This is a genomic window from Achromobacter sp. GQ309, from assembly GCF_059759315.1.
Map to the genome: position 1 here is coordinate 408,883 of NZ_JCAXDP010000003.1, position 16,614 is coordinate 425,496.

Below are 16,614 nucleotides of genomic sequence, written 5' to 3' on the forward strand. Positions count from 1 at the left end.
AATCAGCCCCGGCGGCCGTCGGACGTCAGCATCAGCACCACGTTAGATTCCGCATCCAGCTTGCCGGCCCGCCTGAGCCGCGCGACGGCCGCCAGCGCGGCGGCCGACGACAGTTCCGCGCCCAGTCCCATGCGCTCCAGGCGTTGCCGGGCCTGCGCGGCCTGCGCGTCGGAGGTCTCCACCGGCATTCCTTCCGACCGCGACAGGGCTTCCAATGCTTGCAGCGTGCACGTGCCGCCCGCAATGGAATACTGCTGGGTCGCGCTTTCCCATTGGCCACGGGCATCGCCGGTTTCCAGCGCGCGCGACAGGCGGGCGTAGGGTTCCACGGCGTGCAGCCGGGGCAGTCGGGCGATGCGTCCGGTCTGAAGCAGGTGCTGCCAGCCCAGGAAGATGCCCCACAGCAGGTCACCGCGCGCGGTCGGGACGATGATGTCCGTGGGCAGGCCGCAGTCGTCCAGGATTTCCCGGGCAATCGGCTTGTAGCCCTCGACGCCGTACGGATGCGTGCCCACCGGCGGATTGAGGTAATTGGTGCCCGCGAACGCGCCGTGGTTGCGGCACAGGTCGGCCACGTACGGCCAGCGGCCCAGGCTGTCTTCGAAGGCGCGCAGCCGTGCGCCGAAGCGCTCCATCGCTTCGCGCTGCAGCGGCGGGCAGTTGTGGGTGATGGCGATGTCGGCCTGCAAACCGGCCGCCGCGCAGTAGGCGGCCAGCGACACGCCCGCATTGCCGCTGGAGGCCGCCGCGACGCGCGTGGCGCCGGCCAGGCGCGCACGCGAGACCAGTTGCGCCGACATGCGGTCCTTGTGGCTGCCGGTGGGATTGGCGCTCTCGCACTTGAGCCACAGCGTGCCCACGCCTTCTTCGCGTGCCAGGTCGGGCGCGGACAGGCATGGGGTGCCGCCTTCGCCCAACGTCACGGCCGACAGCACCGGCAGGGGTATGGCGCCGTCCTGCGACGGCGCGTCGTATTGGCACTCCAGGGTGGCGGGGTGCCCAGCCGCCAGGCACGAAGGGCAGCCTTCGGGATAGTCGCCCGCGGGCCAGAGGGTTGCGCAGCGGATGCAGCGCAGGCCGGACAATCTGGGATTCATCTGCATGGGTCAGTATCTTGAAGCAAGAGATTCCAAGGAAAGAGCGGGCGCGACCTGCAGCAGGCAATCGCCGTCGTCACTGCGCGCGATGGGACGCAGGCAGACTACGGTGCCCGCCTGTGGGCTGAGCAATGGGCGCGGAGGGACGTCGGGCCGTGCCGGTTCGATCAGGCGGCCGATGGGCTGCTGCGCGGCCACGGATTGTCCCAGCTCCACGGCGGGAACGAATACGCCGGACTCGCGGGCACGCAGCGTCGCGGCGGGGGTGTCCAGGTCGTAGAGGCGGACCTGCGCATCCTGGGCGGGGTGTGCAGACTCGGGACGGGACAGCAACCCCAACTCTGCCAGGCAGCCCAGCAGCCCGTCGCGGCAGCTGTCCGCCAGCGATTGGCTCGTTTCCCGGCCGCCGCCGATCTCGGCCGAAAGCCGCAGCACGCCGTGACGGCTGGCCGCCGCCGGCATGGAACCGGCCTCGCCGCCGCGAAAGAACACGCAGTCGGGCAGTCCGAATGCCCGCGCGAGCGCCGGCAGACGCTCGTCATACGCATCGTTGCCGTAGCGGGTGATGACCGATGACGGCAGGTAGCGCAGCGACGCGCCGCCGCTGTGCACGTCCACCATGGCCTGCACCCGGGGAAGCAGCCGAGCCTCCAAGGCCGCCGCGATGCTTTCGGTGTAGCCGCGCGCCGGTTCGCCCAGGAAAGCGCGGTTCAGGTTGCCGCCGTCAGATGGCGACAGCCGCGTGCCGGTCAGCGACGCTTCCGCATTGACGGCGGGAAGCAGATAGACCGTGCCGCGTTGCAGAATCTCCGGCAACTGATGCCACAGATCCAGAATGGCGGCCTGGCCTTCCCATTCGTCGCCGTGCACGCCTGCGATGAGCGCGACGGCAGGCCCCGGGCCCGCCTCGATCCGCAACACCGGGATCGTGACGCGCCGGTAAGCCGACGCATTGGTAGCGGCGGCCACGGAGAAATCCTCGCGGGTTACGTTGGCCATGCGCAGGCTCCGTTGGGTGTTCGGGCGCGGTTCAATCCAGCGTGGCGGCCTTGATGATGCTTTCCCACTTGGGCAGCTCCTTTTTGATCTGGGCCTGGACATCCTGCGGCGTGCCCCCCAGGGGTTCCTGCGACCGGCTGCGCAACTCGCGGCTCACCGCGTCCGAGCGCAACGCCTGATTCATCGCGGCGTTCAACCGCGAGATCGCGGCAACGGGCGTGCCTGCCGGTGCAACCAGGGCGCTCCACGCGGACTGCTCGTACTCCGGATAGCCTTGTTCGGCCACCGTCGGCACGTCTGGGTTGGACGCGGCGCGCTTGCGGGTGGTGACGGCGAGCGCGCGCAGGCGGCCGTCCTTCAGGTTGCCGATCAAGGGCGGCAGGTTTTCCATCATGGCGTCCACGTGGCCGCCCAGCAGGTCCGAGAGCTGCGCGGCCGTGGCCTTGTAGGGGATCTGCCGAACCGCGGCGCCGGTCTGGGCGATGAACAGCTTGACGCCGACTTCGCTGGTCGTGCCCGGATCGGCCGAGGTCATGGTCAGGCGGTCCGGCTGCGCCCGGCTGGCTTCGATGAATCCTTTCAGATCGCGGTAGGGCGACGCGGCATTCACGACGATCACATTCGGGGTCTCGGCGACCAGGCCGATGGGCTTGAGGTCACGGTCCAGGTCGTAGAGCTGCTGCTTGAACAGGTACCGATGCAGCACCAGCGTGCCGACGTGGGCATAACCGATGGTGTAGCCGTCCGCGGGGGCCCGGACCACGGCCTGCGTGCCGATGCGGCCGCCGGCGCCCACGCGGTTTTCGACGACGACTGGCTGGCCGAGCAGCCGGCTCATCTCCTGACCGATCAGACGGGCGGTGATGTCGGCATTGCCGCCCGCGGCGGCCGGCACGATCAGCGTGATGGCGCGTTCGGGGTAATCGGCTTGCGCGTGCGGCGCGGCAAGGCAAAGCAACAGGGCGGCAAGGCAGGCAGAGCGTTTCATGACGATTCCCGAGGCGTTGAGGGCTGCGCCATTGTGCGTCCGGGAATCGGCGTTTCCGTTTGGCTGACTAAGATGGTTATTCAAAAAAAGTTAAGGCAAGTCGCCGTTGCGCCGATCAGCCTGCTTGCCCAGTCCATAGCCGACGGCGGCCGCACCCAACGCCACCACGGCGCCCAGCAGTGCGATCAACGCCGCGCCGTAACCCAGCATGTCGATGCCCGCCTTCACCCAACCGCTGGCGGCATCGCCGCCGCGGTAGACCACGGTGTCGATGACGTTCTTCGTCTTGTACTTGTCTTCCGGCGTGACGGCCGTGAACAGCATTTCGCGGCCTGGGCGGATCAGCGCGTACTCCCCGGCGCGGCGCAGGATCATGGCGGCCGCCAGCACGGCGAACACGGGGAACACGGCCAGCGCCAGGAACGCCAGCGCCACCGCAAGCGGCACCGCGGTCAGCAGGAACCGCAAACCCAGGCGTGCGGCCACGCGCCCGGTGATGAAGATCTGCGACAGCAGTGCCAGCGTCTGCACGGTGAAATCCAGGGCGCTGAAGACCCGGATGCGCTGGGCGGTGTCGGGGAACGCATCGGCGACCAGCCGCGCCTGTTCCATGTACAAAAACGTGTTCAGCGTGGCGAGCAGCACGACCAGCAGCGAAATGCCCAACAGGTAGCGGGACTGAAAGATGCGCCCCAGCCCGGCAAGAATGCCGCCTTCGATGGGACGCTGCATGTCCTGCAGGCCCACTTCCGGCCGGGAAGCGGCGCGCCACGCCAGCAGCCATTGCTTGAGCGGCAGCGTGGCGGTCAGCAGCAGGGCCGACAACACCAGCAGGCCCGCCGGACCTAACACGCCAGCGAGCAGCGCGCCAAGCAGGGGCCCACACAGGCCGCCCGCGCTGGCGCCCGCCGCGATCAGCGCGAAGAGCCGCTTGGCCGATTCCATGCGAAACACATCGGCCATCAGGCTCCAGGCGATGGACACGACGAACAGGTTGAACACCGACAGCCAGACATAGAACGCGCGCGCCGCCCAGACGCTACCGGGCTGCTGGTGGAGCAGGGCGGCAAAGCCCACCATGGTCAGCGCGAAGATGGCATAGACCCAGGTCACCAGCGTCGCGCGCGGCACGCGGGTGGAGATCCAGCCAAACAGGGGCACGACGGCGAGGGTGGCAAGAAAAGTGGCGGTGAACAGCCATTGCAACTGGTTTACGCCCGCCTGGATCCCCATCGTCTCGCGGATCGGGCGCAGCATGAAATAGCCGCAAAAGAGGAAGAAGATAAACGCGAAGCCGCAGGCGGCGGGAGCGAGTTCGTCCTCCTGGATGCCCAGCGCCCGCGACATGCGGGCGCGCCAGGACAGGGGGGCGGGCGCCATGGCGTCAGGCGAGCAGCGCGGCGATGCGGTCGCGCAGCGCGGCATCGGGCTGTCGGCCAAAGCCGGCGCGCGCGTTGTCCGCCATGTTGGCGGGCTTGGACGTGGCGGGGATGACGGCCGTGACGGCGGGGTGGCCGATGATGAACTTCAGGAAGATCTGCGCCCAGGAAGTGCAGTCGATCTCGGCGGCCAGCTTGGGCAGCGCCACCCCCTTGACCTGGCGGAACAGCGCGCCGTCCTCGAACGGCCGGTTGATCAGCACGGCGACGCCATTGGCCTGGCACGCGGGCAGCAGCCGCTTTTCAGCGCTGCGCGAGGCGATCGACAGGTTCACCTGCAGGAAGTCGGGCTTTTCCTTTTCAACCAGCTCGGTCAGATCGTCGTGGGCATGGTCCGTGTAATGCGTGATGCCGATGTAGCGCGTCACGCCCTGCTGTTTCAGGTCGCGCAGCAGCGCGAGCTGGTTGCGCGTGTCGATCAGGTTGTGCACCTGGATCAGGTCCAGCTTGTCGCTGCGCAGCGCCTCTTGCGACTGCCGCACCTGGCGCATCGCGGATTCGTGGCCGCGCGTGCTGATCTTGGTGGCCAGGAACACGCGCTTGCGCAGGCCGCCATCGCGCGCCAGCAACGCGCCTGTGACGGCCTCGGCCTCGCCGTAGCTGGGCGCCGTGTCGATCAGCGTGCCGCCCGCCTTCAGCATCGTTTCAAGCACCTGGGCCAGCGGCGCCATGGCCGACGCGTCGCTCGGCGATACGTTGAAGGTGTCCGCGGTGCCCAGTCCCACGACGGGCAGCATTTCGCCCGTCGACGGGATCGGGCGTTTGAGCATGGCTTGCGCCGGCTCAGCCGCCCATGCCGGCCACGCGGTTCCGAGGAGGGCGGCGCTGGCGGTGGTCTGGAGGAAGCGGCGGCGATCGGGCATGGCGTAGCTCCGGGCAGGAAAAAGGTGAACAGGCGGGCCAAAGGAAGAGGGCCAAACAAAGCTGGCCAAAGAAAAAGGGCCTACATGTTGTGCATGCAGGCCCTTTCGGTGCTGGTCTGGCGACGGCGCGTTACTCGCGGTTGCCGCCGAAGATGCCCAGCAGCATCAGCAGGTTCGAGAAGACGTTGTAGACGTCCAGGTAAATGGCCAGGGTGGCGGACACGTAGTTGGTCTCGCCGCCGTTGACCACGCGCTGCAGGTCAACCAGCATGAATGCCGAGAAGATCACGATGGCGAGCACCGAGATGGTCAGCATCAGGGCCGGCAGTTGCAGGAAGATGTTGGCCAGCGCGGCAACCAGGATCACGACGGCGCCGATGAACAGGAATTTCTGCAAACCCGACAGATCGCGCTTGATGGTCGTGGCCAGCGTGGCCATGGTGCCAAACACGATTGCGGTGCCGCCGAACGCCGTCATGACGAGCTGCGAGCCGTTGCTCATGCCCATCACGAAGCCCAGCAGGCGCGACAGCATGACGCCCATGAAGAACGTGAAGGCCAGCAGCAGGACGACGCCCAGCGAGCTGTTCTTGTTCTTTTCAATGGCGAACATCAGGCCGAAGGCGCCGACCAGGAAGACGATGGCCGACAAGCCGGGGCTGGCGCCCATGACGCGGTTGATGCCGGTGTAGAGGCCGACCGCCGCGCCCAGCACCGTCGGGATCAGCGACAGGGCCAGAAGCCAGTACGTGTTGCGCAGGACCTGGTTGCGAGCGACCTCGCCCGGCGCGCCGGCGACAGAGCCGGAACGGTTAAAAGGGGACGGACGATATTCGTTCATGGAGAACTCCTGTATACGGCAAATATGGTAATTGCCTAGAAGGCTTAGATGCGAAGGATACCTTACAGTTCCCTGAAGAATCCAGTTTGAGAAAGAAGTAGGACTGCCCGTTGCAGGGCAAATTGATCCTGCGCATGGCGGAGGATCACCCTCGCCGAACCTCATTGAGCACGCGGGAAACAATAGCAGGCAATTCCGCATCCATGCGCGCCTGAAGCTGCTTGACCGCATCGGCAAGCGCCTGCTGCATGAGCTGTTCGACCTCGGCCTGCAGGCGCGCGGCGAGCACGGTGGCGTCGGGCAGCGGGGCGGGGCGCGCGGGGGCGGCGGCGGGCGAAGGCGCCGCCGGGGTGGCCGTTGGCGCTACAAGCGGGGCCGCCGGCTCGGACGTCCGCGAGACCGGCAACACCGGCGACTGGTCGTCGCCGGCCACGTCCGTCAGGACGGGAAACGGGTCATGTTCATAGGGGTCGTTTTCGTACACCGGACCCGCCTCGTCGGCCAGTTCGGTCAAAAGCGGCGCATCGGCGTCGTCGTCGGCCGGGTCGTGGAACGAGGGTTCGGCCCGATGGGTCAGGGTGGGGATGCCGGGGTCGGATGGGCGAGCGGGCATGGAAACTCCCGTAGTCTGGTGGAGCGCGGCGCGCGGGCGCGCGTGGGACGGTTCAGCCGCCTTGGGCCTTGCGGCTCAGGTCGTGGCTTTGCGGCGTATGACCGGCCGTCAGGTAGGTTCGCCAGCGCTGCCGGGCCGCCTGCTTGTCGTCGGGGTCGTCCGAGACGATTTCCAGAAGGCGTTCGAAAGCATCGAACCCGGGCGGACAATCGTCGTCTAGGTTCAGCAGCCAGGGCTGGGGCTGGTCGGGCTGCCCCGCCGCCTGCAGGGCCTGCAGCGGATCCCCGGCGGTGAGCACCACCGGAGTTTCAGCGGCCAGCGAATCATTTGCCAGCACGTGCGGCACGAAAGCCGTGTCGTCGAACGCCCACAGCATCCGGTCGAAGGCGGACAGGCGCGAACCGTCTTTACAATACACCACCAGCCGCTGCCCTGCCAGGACGCGCTTGCGCACGACCTGGCAGGCCATGCGCAGGCGGTCCGGCGCGCCGAAGGCGAAGTCGATGCGCGTCATGGAGCTATCGGCGTCCAGCGCTTCAAGCCTGGTCCAGCAGGTATTGCATCAGGAGCGGCACCGGACGGCCCGTTGCACCCTTGTCCTTGCCGCCGCGCCAGGCGGTGCCGGCGATGTCCAGGTGCGCCCAGGGGTATGCCTTGGCGAAGCGGGACAGGAAGCAAGCCGCCGTGACGGCGCCGGCCGGAGGACCGCCGATGTTGGCGAGGTCAGCGAAGTTGGACTTGAGCTGTTCCTGGTAGGCGTCGTCCATGGGCATGCGCCATGCGGTGTCGAGCGAACGGCGGCCGGCCGAGGCCAGAGCGTCCGCCAGCGCGTCGTCCTTGGAGAACAGGCCGGTGTTGACGTTGCCCAGCGCGACGACGCAGGCGCCGGTCAGCGTGGCGATGTCGATCACGGCCGACGGCTTGAAGCGTTCGGCGTAGGTGAGGGCGTCGCACAGGACCAGTCGGCCTTCGGCGTCGGTGTTCAGGATTTCGATGGTCAGGCCAGCCATGCTGGTGACCACGTCGCCCGGCTTGTTGGCCTTGCCGCTGGGCAGGTTCTCGCACGCGGGAATGAGGCCGACGACATCCAGCGGCAATTCCAGTTCGGCCAGGGCGCGGAACGAGCCGAGCACGCTGGCGGCGCCGCACATGTCGTACTTCATTTCGTCCATGGTGGCCGCGGGCTTGAGCGAAATGCCGCCCGCGTCGAACGTGATGCCCTTGCCGACCAGCACGATCGGACCCTGCGCGGCCTTGGCGCCCTTCTTGGCAGCCTTGGCGCCGGCGTGGCGCAGCACGATGAAGCGAAGCGCCTCCTCGGAGCCGCGCGCAACCGACAGGAACGAGCCCATGCCCAGCGCCTCGACCTGCTTGCGGTCCAGGACCTCGACCTTCAGGGACTTGAATTCGCGCGCCAGGCGCTTGGCGGTGTCGCCCAGGTAGGTCGGCGTGCAGATGTTGCCCGGCAGGTTGCCCAGCGTGCGGGTCAGCTCCATGCCGTTGGCGATGGCGCTGCCTTCGCGCAGGCCCTTCTGGGCCTGTGCCGCGTCGGCGCGCTCGACGACCTGCACGATCTTCTTGAGCTTGGGGCGCGCGTCGCGGTCGGGTTTGCCGAAGCTGGCGTCGTAGTGGTAGACCGCGCTGCCGGCCGCGATCGCGGCGCTGCGGGCGCGCGCAATGAGGTCGGTGTCGGCGATGGGATTGGCGAGCAGCGTGGACACGCCTTCGGCAAGCTGGGCGGCGACGCACGAAGCGGCGAATGCCTGCTCGGCCGACGCGTGAGTGCGGGCCGAGTATTCTTCCTGCTTGCCCAGCCCGACCAGGACCACACGCTGCGCGGCGACACCCGGCAGCGTACGCAGGGTCAGCGTCGCGCCGGCGCGGCCGCGGAATTCGCTTTTGACCACCGCACGCACGGCGCCGTTGGAAGCGCGGTCGATGATGTCGGCGGCGGGGCTCAACACGCCGTCCGCGAACACGCCGACGGCGAGGGCCGCGGTTTTGACCTGGTGCAGGGAAGCAGTGGTCTGTGTGCTAAATTCCATGAGGGTTTCCCGTGTGCGTCTGTGTATGATGCGGTCGATTATCCCGCATATTCTCCCATGTCTCTATTCAAACGCTCTGTCGTCAGCGAGATCACCAGTCACGCTGGCGTTGTCTTTTCCACGTTGCTCGTCGTGTGGCTCAGCGTGCTTCTCGTGCGCCTGCTCGGTGAAGCCGCGGGAGGCAACATCGGAGCGGACGTGGTGGTCGTGCTTGCCGCGCTGTCGACCATCACCGCGCTACCGACCATTCTGGCGGTCTCGATCTTCATCGCGGTGCTGACCACGGTCACCCGAAACTACCGCGAGTCCGAAATGGTCGTGTGGTTCGCCAGCGGCCTGTCGCTGGCGGACTGGCTCAAGCCCGTGCTGCGCGTGGCGGTCCCCGTCGCGATTGCCGTGGCAGGCCTGACGCTGGTGGCGTCGCCCTGGGCCTACCGCCAGATCGGCGAATACCACGAACGCTTCGAACAACGCTCCGACCTGTCCAAGGTCACTGCCGGCCAATTCGCTGAATCCTCCGGCGGCAGCCGCGTGTTCTTTGCTGAAGACCCCGTCAATCCCAGCGACGAACTCGGCAACGTCTTCGCGCGCGAGATCGGTCCTGAATGGCTCAGCGTGCTGACCGCAAGCAGCGCGCACAGCGAAACCCTGCCCAACGGCGACCGCTTCCTGGTGCTGGGCGAGGGCCATCGTTACGATCTGAAGCCGGGTACCCCCGAGCTTCGGCTGGTGCACTTCGAAAAATACGGCCTGCGCCTCGAAAGCAAGTCGGGCGGCGATCCTGTCGCCGAGGCCCGTGCGGCGGCAGAGCGGTCCTCCAAGGCGCGCAGCACGCCGCAGCTGGTTGAAGACAACACCAACAGCAGCTGGTCGCAGGTCATGTGGCGGATTTCGCTGCCGCTCGCCGCGCTGAATCTTGCGCTGCTGGCCATTCCGCTGGGCGCGGTAAATCCGCGGCTTGGGCGTTCGGGCGACCTGCTCATCGCTGGTCTGGTCGGTCTGCTCTATATGAACCTGATCAACCTGTCGCGCGCCTGGATCTCCAACGGCAAGCTCAGTTTTGGTCTGGGCGTGTGGCTCATCCACGGCGCCGTCGCGCTGCTGACCGCCTTCCTGCTGATGCGCCGCCTGCGCGTGAAGGCGCCGAAGAACAGCGCTTAGCGTAGTGGGCGCCGCCAGCCGGCGCTTTCAAGGCAGATACTTCATCGTTCCACGCCGGCCTGCCAACAGGTCGGCGTTTTTCAATACCGATTTGCGGATGAACTCCCACAGCACCGTCACGCGCTTGAGCTTGCGCAGGTCTTCGTGGCAGTACATCCAGAACGAGCGCGTGATGGCGATCTCGTCCTGCAGCACGGGTTTCAGCCGCGGATCCTGGGCCGCGATGAAGCACGGCAGGATCGCGAGCGACTGGCCCTGCAGCGCCGCGTGGTACTGGGCCACGACGCTCGTGCTGCGCAGCACCACCTTGCTTGCCGGCAGCACGTCTTCCAGATAGCGCAGGCGCTCGCTGAACAGCAGCTCGTCCACATAGCCAATGAACGTGTGATCCGCGAGGTCCTCGCGGCGCGTGATGGGCGCATGGTTCGCCAGATAGCCAGGTGTGCCGTACAGCCGCAGCGTGTAGTCGCACAGCTTGCTGCACACATACGGACCGCGCTGCGGGCGCTCGATGGTGATGGCCAGATCGGCCTCGCGCTTGGACAGGCTGACAAAGCGCGGCACGGGCAGGATATCCAGCGTGATGTGCGGATAGCGCCGCTGGAAGTCTGCGGCAAGCGGGGTGAGCACATAGCTGCCGAAGCCTTCGGTGGCGCCGATGCGCAGATGCCCCGACAGCGCCTGCCCGATGCCGGACAGGTTCTCGCGCGCGGTGTGCACGACGCTTTCCATCTGCTCGGCATGGACGAATAGGCGCTGGCCGTCGTCCGTCAGCACGAAGCCCGCGCTGCGGGATTTTTCAAAGAGCAGGGTGTCCAGTTCCGTTTCCAGCGCCCGGATGCGGCGCGACACCGTGGTGTGTTCCACGCCCAGCTTGCGCGCCGCTGCGCTGACGCGCTGCGTGCGCGCCACTTCCAGGAAATACCGCAGGCTGTCCCAATCAAGCAAGATCCATCGCTCCAAGGCCCCGGCAGCACGCTGCAACGCGGGTTTTTATGTGTGTGCATGAATGCACAAGGAATGTGCATTTCTGGTGTTGCTTGTTGATTTTCACACATCTACACTGGATCGGCTGGCCTTGGGCTATGCCCTGGGACCGCAGGCCGCGAAGACGGCGCCACAACGCTAACACTCAGCGCATAAAAACTCAGGAGACAAATCCATGAAATTGCACGCACGCGGGCTCGCCGCAGGCTTGTGTCTGGGCGCCGGTTTGCTTGGGCAGGCCCATGCGGCGGATAAGCCGCCAGTGAAGATCGGCATTCTGACGGATATGTCCGGCACCTATGCCGGCATGGGGGGCGCAGGTTCGGTCGCCGCGGCGCAGTTGGCTATCGACGACTGCCTTGCGGCGGAATGCAAAGGCATGAAGATCGACCTGGTGTCCGCGGACAACCAGAACAAGGCGGACGTCGGCGCCGCGCGCGCCCGTGAATGGTTCGACCGCGACGGCGTCACCGCGATCGCCGACCTCACCAATTCCGCCGTGGCGCTGGCCGTGCAGGGCATCGCCCGCGAAAAGAACAAGGTCGTGATGTTCTCCGGTCCGGCCACCACGGCCCTGACCAACAAGGAATGCTCGCCGGTCGGCTTTCACTGGATGTTCGACACCTACTCGCAGTCGGCGGGCGGCGCCAAAGCCACCGTGCGCGAGGGCGGCAAGTCCTGGTTCTTCATCACCGTCGACTATGCGTTCGGCCACTCGCTGGAGGCCGACACGGCCAAGGCGGTGAAAGCGTTGGGCGGCACGGTGGCCGGCAGCGTGCGGCATCCGCTGAACGCACCCGACTTCGCGTCCTATCTCTTGCAGGCGCAAAGCTCCAAGGCGCAGGTGGTGGCGCTGGCCAACGGCGGCCAGGACACCGTCAACGCGGTCAAGCAGGCGCGCGAGTTCGGCATCGTGGCCGGCGGCCAGCGCCTGGTTTCGCTGCTGATCTTCCTGTCCGACCTGCGTGCGCTCGGCCTGGAGAACGCCCAAGGGTTGTCCTACGTGGACGGCTTTTACTGGGACTACGACGACGCCACGCGCGAGTGGTCCGGCCGTTTCGAGAAGGCCTTCCGCGGCCTGAAGCCCACCATGACGCAGGCCGGCGTGTATTCCAGCGTGCTGCATTACCTGCGCGCCGTGGCCGCCGCCAACAGCACGGATGGCAAGGTCGTGGCCGACAAGATGCGCGAGATTCCCATCAAGGATCCCATCATGCGCAACGCGTCGATCCGCCCGGACGGCCGCGTGATCCACGATATGTACCTGTACGAAGTCAAGAAGCCCGCGGACTCCAAGGGCGGCTGGGACTATTCGAAGCTGGTGGCCACCATTCCGGCGGCCGAAGCCTTCCAGCCCCTGGCCGATTCGAGCTGCCCGCTGGTGAAGAAATAATCCGAGGCCCGCGGGCGTTGTCCCGCGGGCCCGGTTCGATCCAAGAACGCGGACGACCATCCGCATCGACTACGCAGTGTGAGGAGCATCAAAATGAGTGAAGTCCCGCGCGTTCCGCTACTGATCGGCGGCAAGCTTGTGCAGTCCAAAACCACCGAATGGCGAGACGTGATCAACCCCGCCACCCAGGAGGTCGTCGCCAAGGTGCCCTTCGCCACGCGCGAAGAACTGGACCTGGCCGTCTCCAACGCCAAGGAGGCTTTCAAGACCTGGCGCAACGCCGGGCAGGGCGCACGCATGCGCGTCATGCTCAAGTTCCAGGAGCTGCTGCGCGCCAATACCGGCAAGCTGGCCGAGATGGTTACCCGCGAACACGGCAAGACGCTGCCGGACGCCGAGGGTGAAGTCGGCCGCGGTCTGGAAGTGGTCGAGCACGCCTGCTCGATCGCCAACCTGCAATTGGGCGAATACGCGGAAAACGCGGCATCCGGGATCGACGTCTACACGCTGATCCAGCCGTTGGGCGTGTGCGCGGGCATCACTGCGTTCAATTTCCCGGTGATGCTGCCGTGCTTCATGTTCCCCATCGCCGTGGCCTGCGGCAATACGTTCGTGCTCAAGCCCTCCGAGCAGGATCCGACCTCGTCGCTGTTCCTGGCGGAACTGGCGCTGGAAGCCGGCCTGCCGCCTGGTGTGCTGAACGTGGTGCACGGCGGCCCGGAAACGGCCAATGGCCTGTGCGAGCATCCGGACATCAAGGCGGTGTCGTTCATCGGCTCGACCCGCGTGGGCACCGAGATCTACAACCGCGCATCGGCTGCCGGCAAGCGCTGCCAGTCGATGATGGGCGCCAAGAACCACTGCGTGGTTCTGCCGGACGCTGATCCGGAAGTCGCATTGAACCAACTGCTCGGGGCTGCCTTCGGTGCGGCCGGCCAACGCTGCATGGCGTCGTCCGTGGCCGTGCTGGTGGGCGAGGCCCGCAACTGGCTGCCCGATTTCGTCGAACGCGCCAAGAAGCTCAAGGTCAACGCCGGCACGGACCGCCAGGCCGACCTGGGTCCGCTGGTGTCGCCCAATGCGAAAAAGCGCGTGGAAAGCCTGATCCAGAAGGGCGTGGACGAAGGCGCCAAGTTGCTGCTCGACGGCCGCAACCTGAAGGTGGCGGGTTTCGAGGAAGGCAACTTCGTCGGCCCGACCGTGTTCGACGGCGTTGCCGAGAACATGACGATCTACACCGAGGAGATCTTCGGACCGGTCCTGTGCTGCGTTGGCGTCGAGACGCTGGAAGACGCGGTGGAATTCATCAACCGCAACCCCAACGGCAACGGCGTCGCCCTGTTCACGCAGGACGGGGGCGCCGCGCGCTACTTCCAGAACAACATCGACGTGGGCCAGGTCGGCATCAACGTGCCGATTCCGGTGCCGGTGGCGTGGTTCAGCTTCACGGGTTCGCGCGGTTCCAAGCTGGGCGACCTGGGCCCCAACGGCAAGCAAGCGGTGCAGTTCTGGACGCAGACCAAGACGGTCACCGCACGCTGGTCGGCGCACGCCAAGACCGTCAACACCACGATCTCGATGCGCTAAAAGAGGGGACGCCTTGCTCCTAAGCTTATACGAATAATTCATATAGCAAGGCGTTCTTATTACTTATAATTGGCCCGTCTATCAGGGGCCAATTAATGAACCTCCAGCAATTTCGTTTCGTGCGTGAAACCATCCGGCGCGACTTCAACCTGACCGAAGCCGCCCGGATGCTCTACACGTCGCAGCCCGGCGTTTCCAAGGCCATCATCGAGTTCGAAGACGAGCTGGGCATCAAGATCTTCGAACGCCACGGCAAGCGCATCAAGGGGCTGACCAAGCCGGGTCTTGCCGTGTCGCAGGTGATCGACCGCATCATGCGCGAAGTCGACAACCTGAAGAAAGTCAGCGACGAATTCGCGCGCCGCGATGAAGGCGGCCTGGTCATTGCCTGCACCCACACGCAGGCGCGCTATCTGCTGCCGCGCGTCATTCCCGCGTTCCGCAAGCAATTCCCCAAGGTCCACCTGTCGCTGGCCGAGGGCAGCCCCGCCCAGCTTGCTGAAATGGTCTTGCATGAACAGGCCGATCTGGCGCTGGCCACCGAATCGCTGGCGTTGACGCCGGGCTTGGCCACCTTGCCGGTCTATGCGTGGGAACACACCGTGGTGGTGCGGCCCGATCATCCGCTGGCCGAACTGACCTCCAGCGCCGCCAAGCGCCTGTCGCTGGCGCAACTGGCTGAATACCCGATCGTGACCTACGATCGCGCCTTCACCGGCCGCAGCACGATCGACGAGATCTTTGCCAACCAGGGCATTCATCCGGACATCGTGCTCGAAGCCATCGACGCCGACGTGATCAAGACGTATGTGGACGTGGGCCTGGGCATCGGCATCATCGCGGGCGTCGCCTATGACCCGCGACGCGATTCCAATCTGGTCGGCCTGCCGGTGGGGCACCTGTTCGGCACGCATACGACCCGCGTGGGCGTGAAGGCGGGTGTGTTCCTGCGCGACTACGTCTACACCTTCCTGGAAATGTTGGCGCCGTCGCTGACCCGGGCGGTGGTGACCGATGCGGTGCAGGGCGCGCCGAAATAGCCTCTGCCGGCTGCCGGCGCCTGCCTCGACAACACGCGACGTCCTTACGACGTCGCGTTTTTTTTTGCCTGATAGCCCTGCGGAAAGCGTGAGACGGCTATCCCTTTCCCTAAGCTCATAAAAATAATTAAATAAGAACCGATCTCATTTGAGTTGACGAAAAAATAGGAATCATTATCATTACATCCAGGCTCAACGACCCAGTGAGGTAAATCATGACGGCAGGACTTAGTGCAGTGGTAGTGGGCGCCGACCGCCTCGGCAATATTCCCGATCTGCTCAAAGGACACAACATCTCGATCACGCACCACATCAGCGGGCGCGATCCCTCGCATCAGAAGAAGACCCTGCAACTGCCCTCGGGCACGCAACTGGTCATCCTGCTTACCGATTTTCTTGGCCACAACGTCATGAAGACGTTCCGCAACGCCGCGCAGCGCGGTGGCATCCGGGTCGTCGCTTGTCGCCGTTCCGTGTGCAGCATGCAGCAGGCGCTGCAGCAATGCGGCCTGTGCCCGCGCGCCGGTACCGTTCATTGATGGGACGCGTCTTGCCGCGCATCCACGACAAACTGGGGAGGCCGATACGGCCTGCGGTCTGAACGCCGCGAAGAGAACAAACAAAAACGCCGCCGGACGAAAGTCTGGCGGCGTTTTGCATTTTGGACGATGGCGGCGGGTAGGCCTGCGTGCGACTATGTTGCCTTGAGTCTGGACAGGGCAGGGCGGTCAGTTTGCCGCGCGGGCCGATGCCATCAGGGTGTTGTCGAGGCGGCGGGCGCCGTTGTAGCGCTTGGACCAGTAGGCCATGGTCATGTTTTCGACACGCACCACGCCGCCGGCGCTGGGCGAATGCACGAAGCGGTCGTCGCCCAGGTAGATGCCAACGTGGGAATAACGGCGGCCCATGGTGTTGAAGAAGACGAGGTCGCCGGCCTGCAGTTCGTTCTTGGCGACGGCCACGCCTTGCTGGGCGATTTCGGCGGCGTTGCGGGGAAGCTTGAGGCCCAGGCCACGTTCGGCCGAGTAAGCGACGAGGCCGCTGCAGTCAAAGCCGGTGTCGGGGGAACTGCCGCCGAAGCGGTAGCGGATGCCCAGGTGATTCAGGGCTTCGCTGACCATGCCGTTGTCGGTGCCGACACCCGAATGGGTGCGCTGGCGTTCACGCTTGAATTTCTGGACCACCAGCATGCCGATGGGATCATCGGCGGTGGCAACCCACTCCGTTTCGTAAGGATCGATCTCGGACGTATGGGCGGTTGACTTTTGGCTAGTGCTTGCACAACCCGCCAGACCCGCAAAGCAAGCAACCAACGCGAGCATGCGCAGACCGCGCTTTGCAAGGCCAGTGGTTGAATTGAATCGCGCGGGTATGGAGTGTCGATGCATTCGCCTGGGGATGATTCACTGAACACAGCAAAAACCGCGCATTAGCCGCGGTTGGGGCCGAGATGTCAGCAAATTCAACAATTATGTGCAACTTCGCGGGGATTCTACCAAACTTTTAGTGCCGGTTCGTTACGTATCGGCCCTAAATATCCATGCAGCGTGGACCTCTGGAA

The 16,614-nt window shown here is 65.7% G+C and carries 16 protein-coding genes; 5 read left to right on the forward strand and 11 right to left on the reverse strand.

All coding sequences use genetic code 11. The features are described from left to right. Window positions 1-2: 2 nt before the first annotated feature. The 9 genes from AC6CIE_RS11285 to AC6CIE_RS11325 form a co-directional block, all read right to left on the reverse strand. Window positions 3-1,103: a pyridoxal-phosphate dependent enzyme gene (locus AC6CIE_RS11285; RefSeq protein WP_343737470.1), complete on the reverse strand. Its 1,101-nt coding sequence runs from the start codon at window positions 1,101-1,103 to the stop codon at window positions 3-5. Window positions 1,104-1,106: 3 nt separating this feature from the next. Next, window positions 1,107-2,096: a M14 family metallopeptidase gene (locus AC6CIE_RS11290; RefSeq protein ID WP_498092236.1), complete on the reverse strand. Its 990-nt coding sequence runs from the start codon at window positions 2,094-2,096 to the stop codon at window positions 1,107-1,109. Between the two features lie 31 nt (window positions 2,097-2,127). Next, a complete protein-coding gene (locus AC6CIE_RS11295) occupies window positions 2,128-3,084 on the reverse strand; it encodes a Bug family tripartite tricarboxylate transporter substrate binding protein (RefSeq protein ID WP_343737468.1) in 957 nt (318 codons plus the stop codon). A gap of 90 nt (window positions 3,085-3,174) precedes the next feature. Next, the gene (locus AC6CIE_RS11300) at window positions 3,175-4,464 is read right to left on the reverse strand and encodes an NTP/NDP exchange transporter (RefSeq protein ID WP_498092237.1); all 1,290 of its coding nucleotides are present in this window, start codon (window positions 4,462-4,464) and stop codon (window positions 3,175-3,177) included. Between the two features lie 4 nt (window positions 4,465-4,468). Further along, entirely contained in the window at window positions 4,469-5,386 is a 918-nt protein-coding gene (locus tag AC6CIE_RS11305; RefSeq protein WP_498092238.1) for an aldo/keto reductase, read from the reverse strand. A gap of 130 nt (window positions 5,387-5,516) precedes the next feature. Further along, window positions 5,517-6,227, reverse strand: a complete 711-nt coding sequence (locus AC6CIE_RS11310; protein WP_175122939.1) for a Bax inhibitor-1/YccA family protein — start codon at window positions 6,225-6,227, stop codon at window positions 5,517-5,519. Between the two features lie 145 nt (window positions 6,228-6,372). Continuing rightward, the gene (locus AC6CIE_RS11315) at window positions 6,373-6,840 is read right to left on the reverse strand and encodes a hypothetical protein (protein ID WP_498092239.1); all 468 of its coding nucleotides are present in this window, start codon (window positions 6,838-6,840) and stop codon (window positions 6,373-6,375) included. Window positions 6,841-6,892: 52 nt separating this feature from the next. Continuing rightward, window positions 6,893-7,354, reverse strand: a complete 462-nt coding sequence (locus AC6CIE_RS11320; protein WP_191576738.1) for a DNA polymerase III subunit chi — start codon at window positions 7,352-7,354, stop codon at window positions 6,893-6,895. A 22-nt stretch (window positions 7,355-7,376) separates the two neighbouring features. Beyond that, window positions 7,377-8,885, reverse strand: a complete 1,509-nt coding sequence (locus AC6CIE_RS11325) for a leucyl aminopeptidase (RefSeq protein WP_218345216.1) — start codon at window positions 8,883-8,885, stop codon at window positions 7,377-7,379. Window positions 8,886-8,942: 57 nt separating this feature from the next. Between AC6CIE_RS11325 and lptF the strand changes: the two genes are divergently transcribed. After that, window positions 8,943-10,046 carry an LPS export ABC transporter permease LptF gene (lptF, locus tag AC6CIE_RS11330; protein ID WP_175122935.1) on the forward strand — a complete coding sequence of 368 codons (1,104 nt, stop codon included), beginning with the start codon at window positions 8,943-8,945 and terminating at the stop codon, window positions 10,044-10,046. 27 nt (window positions 10,047-10,073) lie between these two features. On the opposite strand, the gene AC6CIE_RS11335 is transcribed toward lptF, so the two are convergent. Next, window positions 10,074-10,994 carry a LysR family transcriptional regulator gene (locus tag AC6CIE_RS11335; RefSeq protein ID WP_175122934.1) on the reverse strand — a complete coding sequence of 307 codons (921 nt, stop codon included), beginning with the start codon at window positions 10,992-10,994 and terminating at the stop codon, window positions 10,074-10,076. A 214-nt stretch (window positions 10,995-11,208) separates the two neighbouring features. Here AC6CIE_RS11335 and AC6CIE_RS11340 point away from each other — a divergent pair, with 214 nt between their 5' ends. From AC6CIE_RS11340 to AC6CIE_RS11355, 4 genes are all read left to right on the forward strand, one after another. Continuing rightward, complete coding sequence (locus AC6CIE_RS11340) at window positions 11,209-12,426, forward strand: ABC transporter substrate-binding protein (protein ID WP_175137348.1); 1,218 nt, start codon at window positions 11,209-11,211, stop codon at window positions 12,424-12,426. 93 nt (window positions 12,427-12,519) lie between these two features. After that, window positions 12,520-14,013: a CoA-acylating methylmalonate-semialdehyde dehydrogenase gene (locus tag AC6CIE_RS11345; protein ID WP_498092240.1), complete on the forward strand. Its 1,494-nt coding sequence runs from the start codon at window positions 12,520-12,522 to the stop codon at window positions 14,011-14,013. Window positions 14,014-14,108: 95 nt separating this feature from the next. Next, window positions 14,109-15,053 carry a CysB family HTH-type transcriptional regulator gene (locus AC6CIE_RS11350; protein ID WP_008161940.1) on the forward strand — a complete coding sequence of 315 codons (945 nt, stop codon included), beginning with the start codon at window positions 14,109-14,111 and terminating at the stop codon, window positions 15,051-15,053. A 215-nt stretch (window positions 15,054-15,268) separates the two neighbouring features. Further along, window positions 15,269-15,592, forward strand: a complete 324-nt coding sequence (locus AC6CIE_RS11355; RefSeq protein WP_035212827.1) for a DUF2325 domain-containing protein — start codon at window positions 15,269-15,271, stop codon at window positions 15,590-15,592. 189 nt (window positions 15,593-15,781) lie between these two features. Here AC6CIE_RS11355 and AC6CIE_RS11360 read toward each other — a convergent pair whose 3' ends face one another. Then, window positions 15,782-16,441 carry a C40 family peptidase gene (locus AC6CIE_RS11360; RefSeq protein WP_175122931.1) on the reverse strand — a complete coding sequence of 220 codons (660 nt, stop codon included), beginning with the start codon at window positions 16,439-16,441 and terminating at the stop codon, window positions 15,782-15,784. Window positions 16,442-16,614 lie beyond the last annotated feature (173 nt).

What these genes read in the sequence shown, in the direction of transcription:
- AC6CIE_RS11285 (WP_343737470.1), bottom strand. Translation starts at nt 1,103, where the DNA reads ATGCAGATGAATCCCAGATTGTCCGGCCTGCGCTGCATCCGCTGCGCA.
- AC6CIE_RS11290 (WP_498092236.1), bottom strand. Translation starts at nt 2,096, where the DNA reads ATGGCCAACGTAACCCGCGAGGATTTCTCCGTGGCCGCCGCTACCAAT.
- AC6CIE_RS11295 (WP_343737468.1), bottom strand. Translation starts at nt 3,084, where the DNA reads ATGAAACGCTCTGCCTGCCTTGCCGCCCTGTTGCTTTGCCTTGCCGCG.
- AC6CIE_RS11300 (WP_498092237.1), bottom strand. Translation starts at nt 4,464, where the DNA reads ATGGCGCCCGCCCCCCTGTCCTGGCGCGCCCGCATGTCGCGGGCGCTG.
- AC6CIE_RS11305 (WP_498092238.1), bottom strand. Translation starts at nt 5,386, where the DNA reads ATGCCCGATCGCCGCCGCTTCCTCCAGACCACCGCCAGCGCCGCCCTC.
- AC6CIE_RS11310 (WP_175122939.1), bottom strand. Translation starts at nt 6,227, where the DNA reads ATGAACGAATATCGTCCGTCCCCTTTTAACCGTTCCGGCTCTGTCGCC.
- AC6CIE_RS11315 (WP_498092239.1), bottom strand. Translation starts at nt 6,840, where the DNA reads ATGCCCGCTCGCCCATCCGACCCCGGCATCCCCACCCTGACCCATCGG.
- AC6CIE_RS11320 (WP_191576738.1), bottom strand. Translation starts at nt 7,354, where the DNA reads ATGACGCGCATCGACTTCGCCTTCGGCGCGCCGGACCGCCTGCGCATG.
- AC6CIE_RS11325 (WP_218345216.1), bottom strand. Translation starts at nt 8,885, where the DNA reads ATGGAATTTAGCACACAGACCACTGCTTCCCTGCACCAGGTCAAAACC.
- lptF (WP_175122935.1), top strand. Translation starts at nt 8,943, where the DNA reads ATGTCTCTATTCAAACGCTCTGTCGTCAGCGAGATCACCAGTCACGCT.
- AC6CIE_RS11340 (WP_175137348.1), top strand. Translation starts at nt 11,209, where the DNA reads ATGAAATTGCACGCACGCGGGCTCGCCGCAGGCTTGTGTCTGGGCGCC.
- AC6CIE_RS11345 (WP_498092240.1), top strand. Translation starts at nt 12,520, where the DNA reads ATGAGTGAAGTCCCGCGCGTTCCGCTACTGATCGGCGGCAAGCTTGTG.
- AC6CIE_RS11350 (WP_008161940.1), top strand. Translation starts at nt 14,109, where the DNA reads ATGAACCTCCAGCAATTTCGTTTCGTGCGTGAAACCATCCGGCGCGAC.
- AC6CIE_RS11355 (WP_035212827.1), top strand. Translation starts at nt 15,269, where the DNA reads ATGACGGCAGGACTTAGTGCAGTGGTAGTGGGCGCCGACCGCCTCGGC.
- AC6CIE_RS11360 (WP_175122931.1), bottom strand. Translation starts at nt 16,441, where the DNA reads ATGCATCGACACTCCATACCCGCGCGATTCAATTCAACCACTGGCCTT.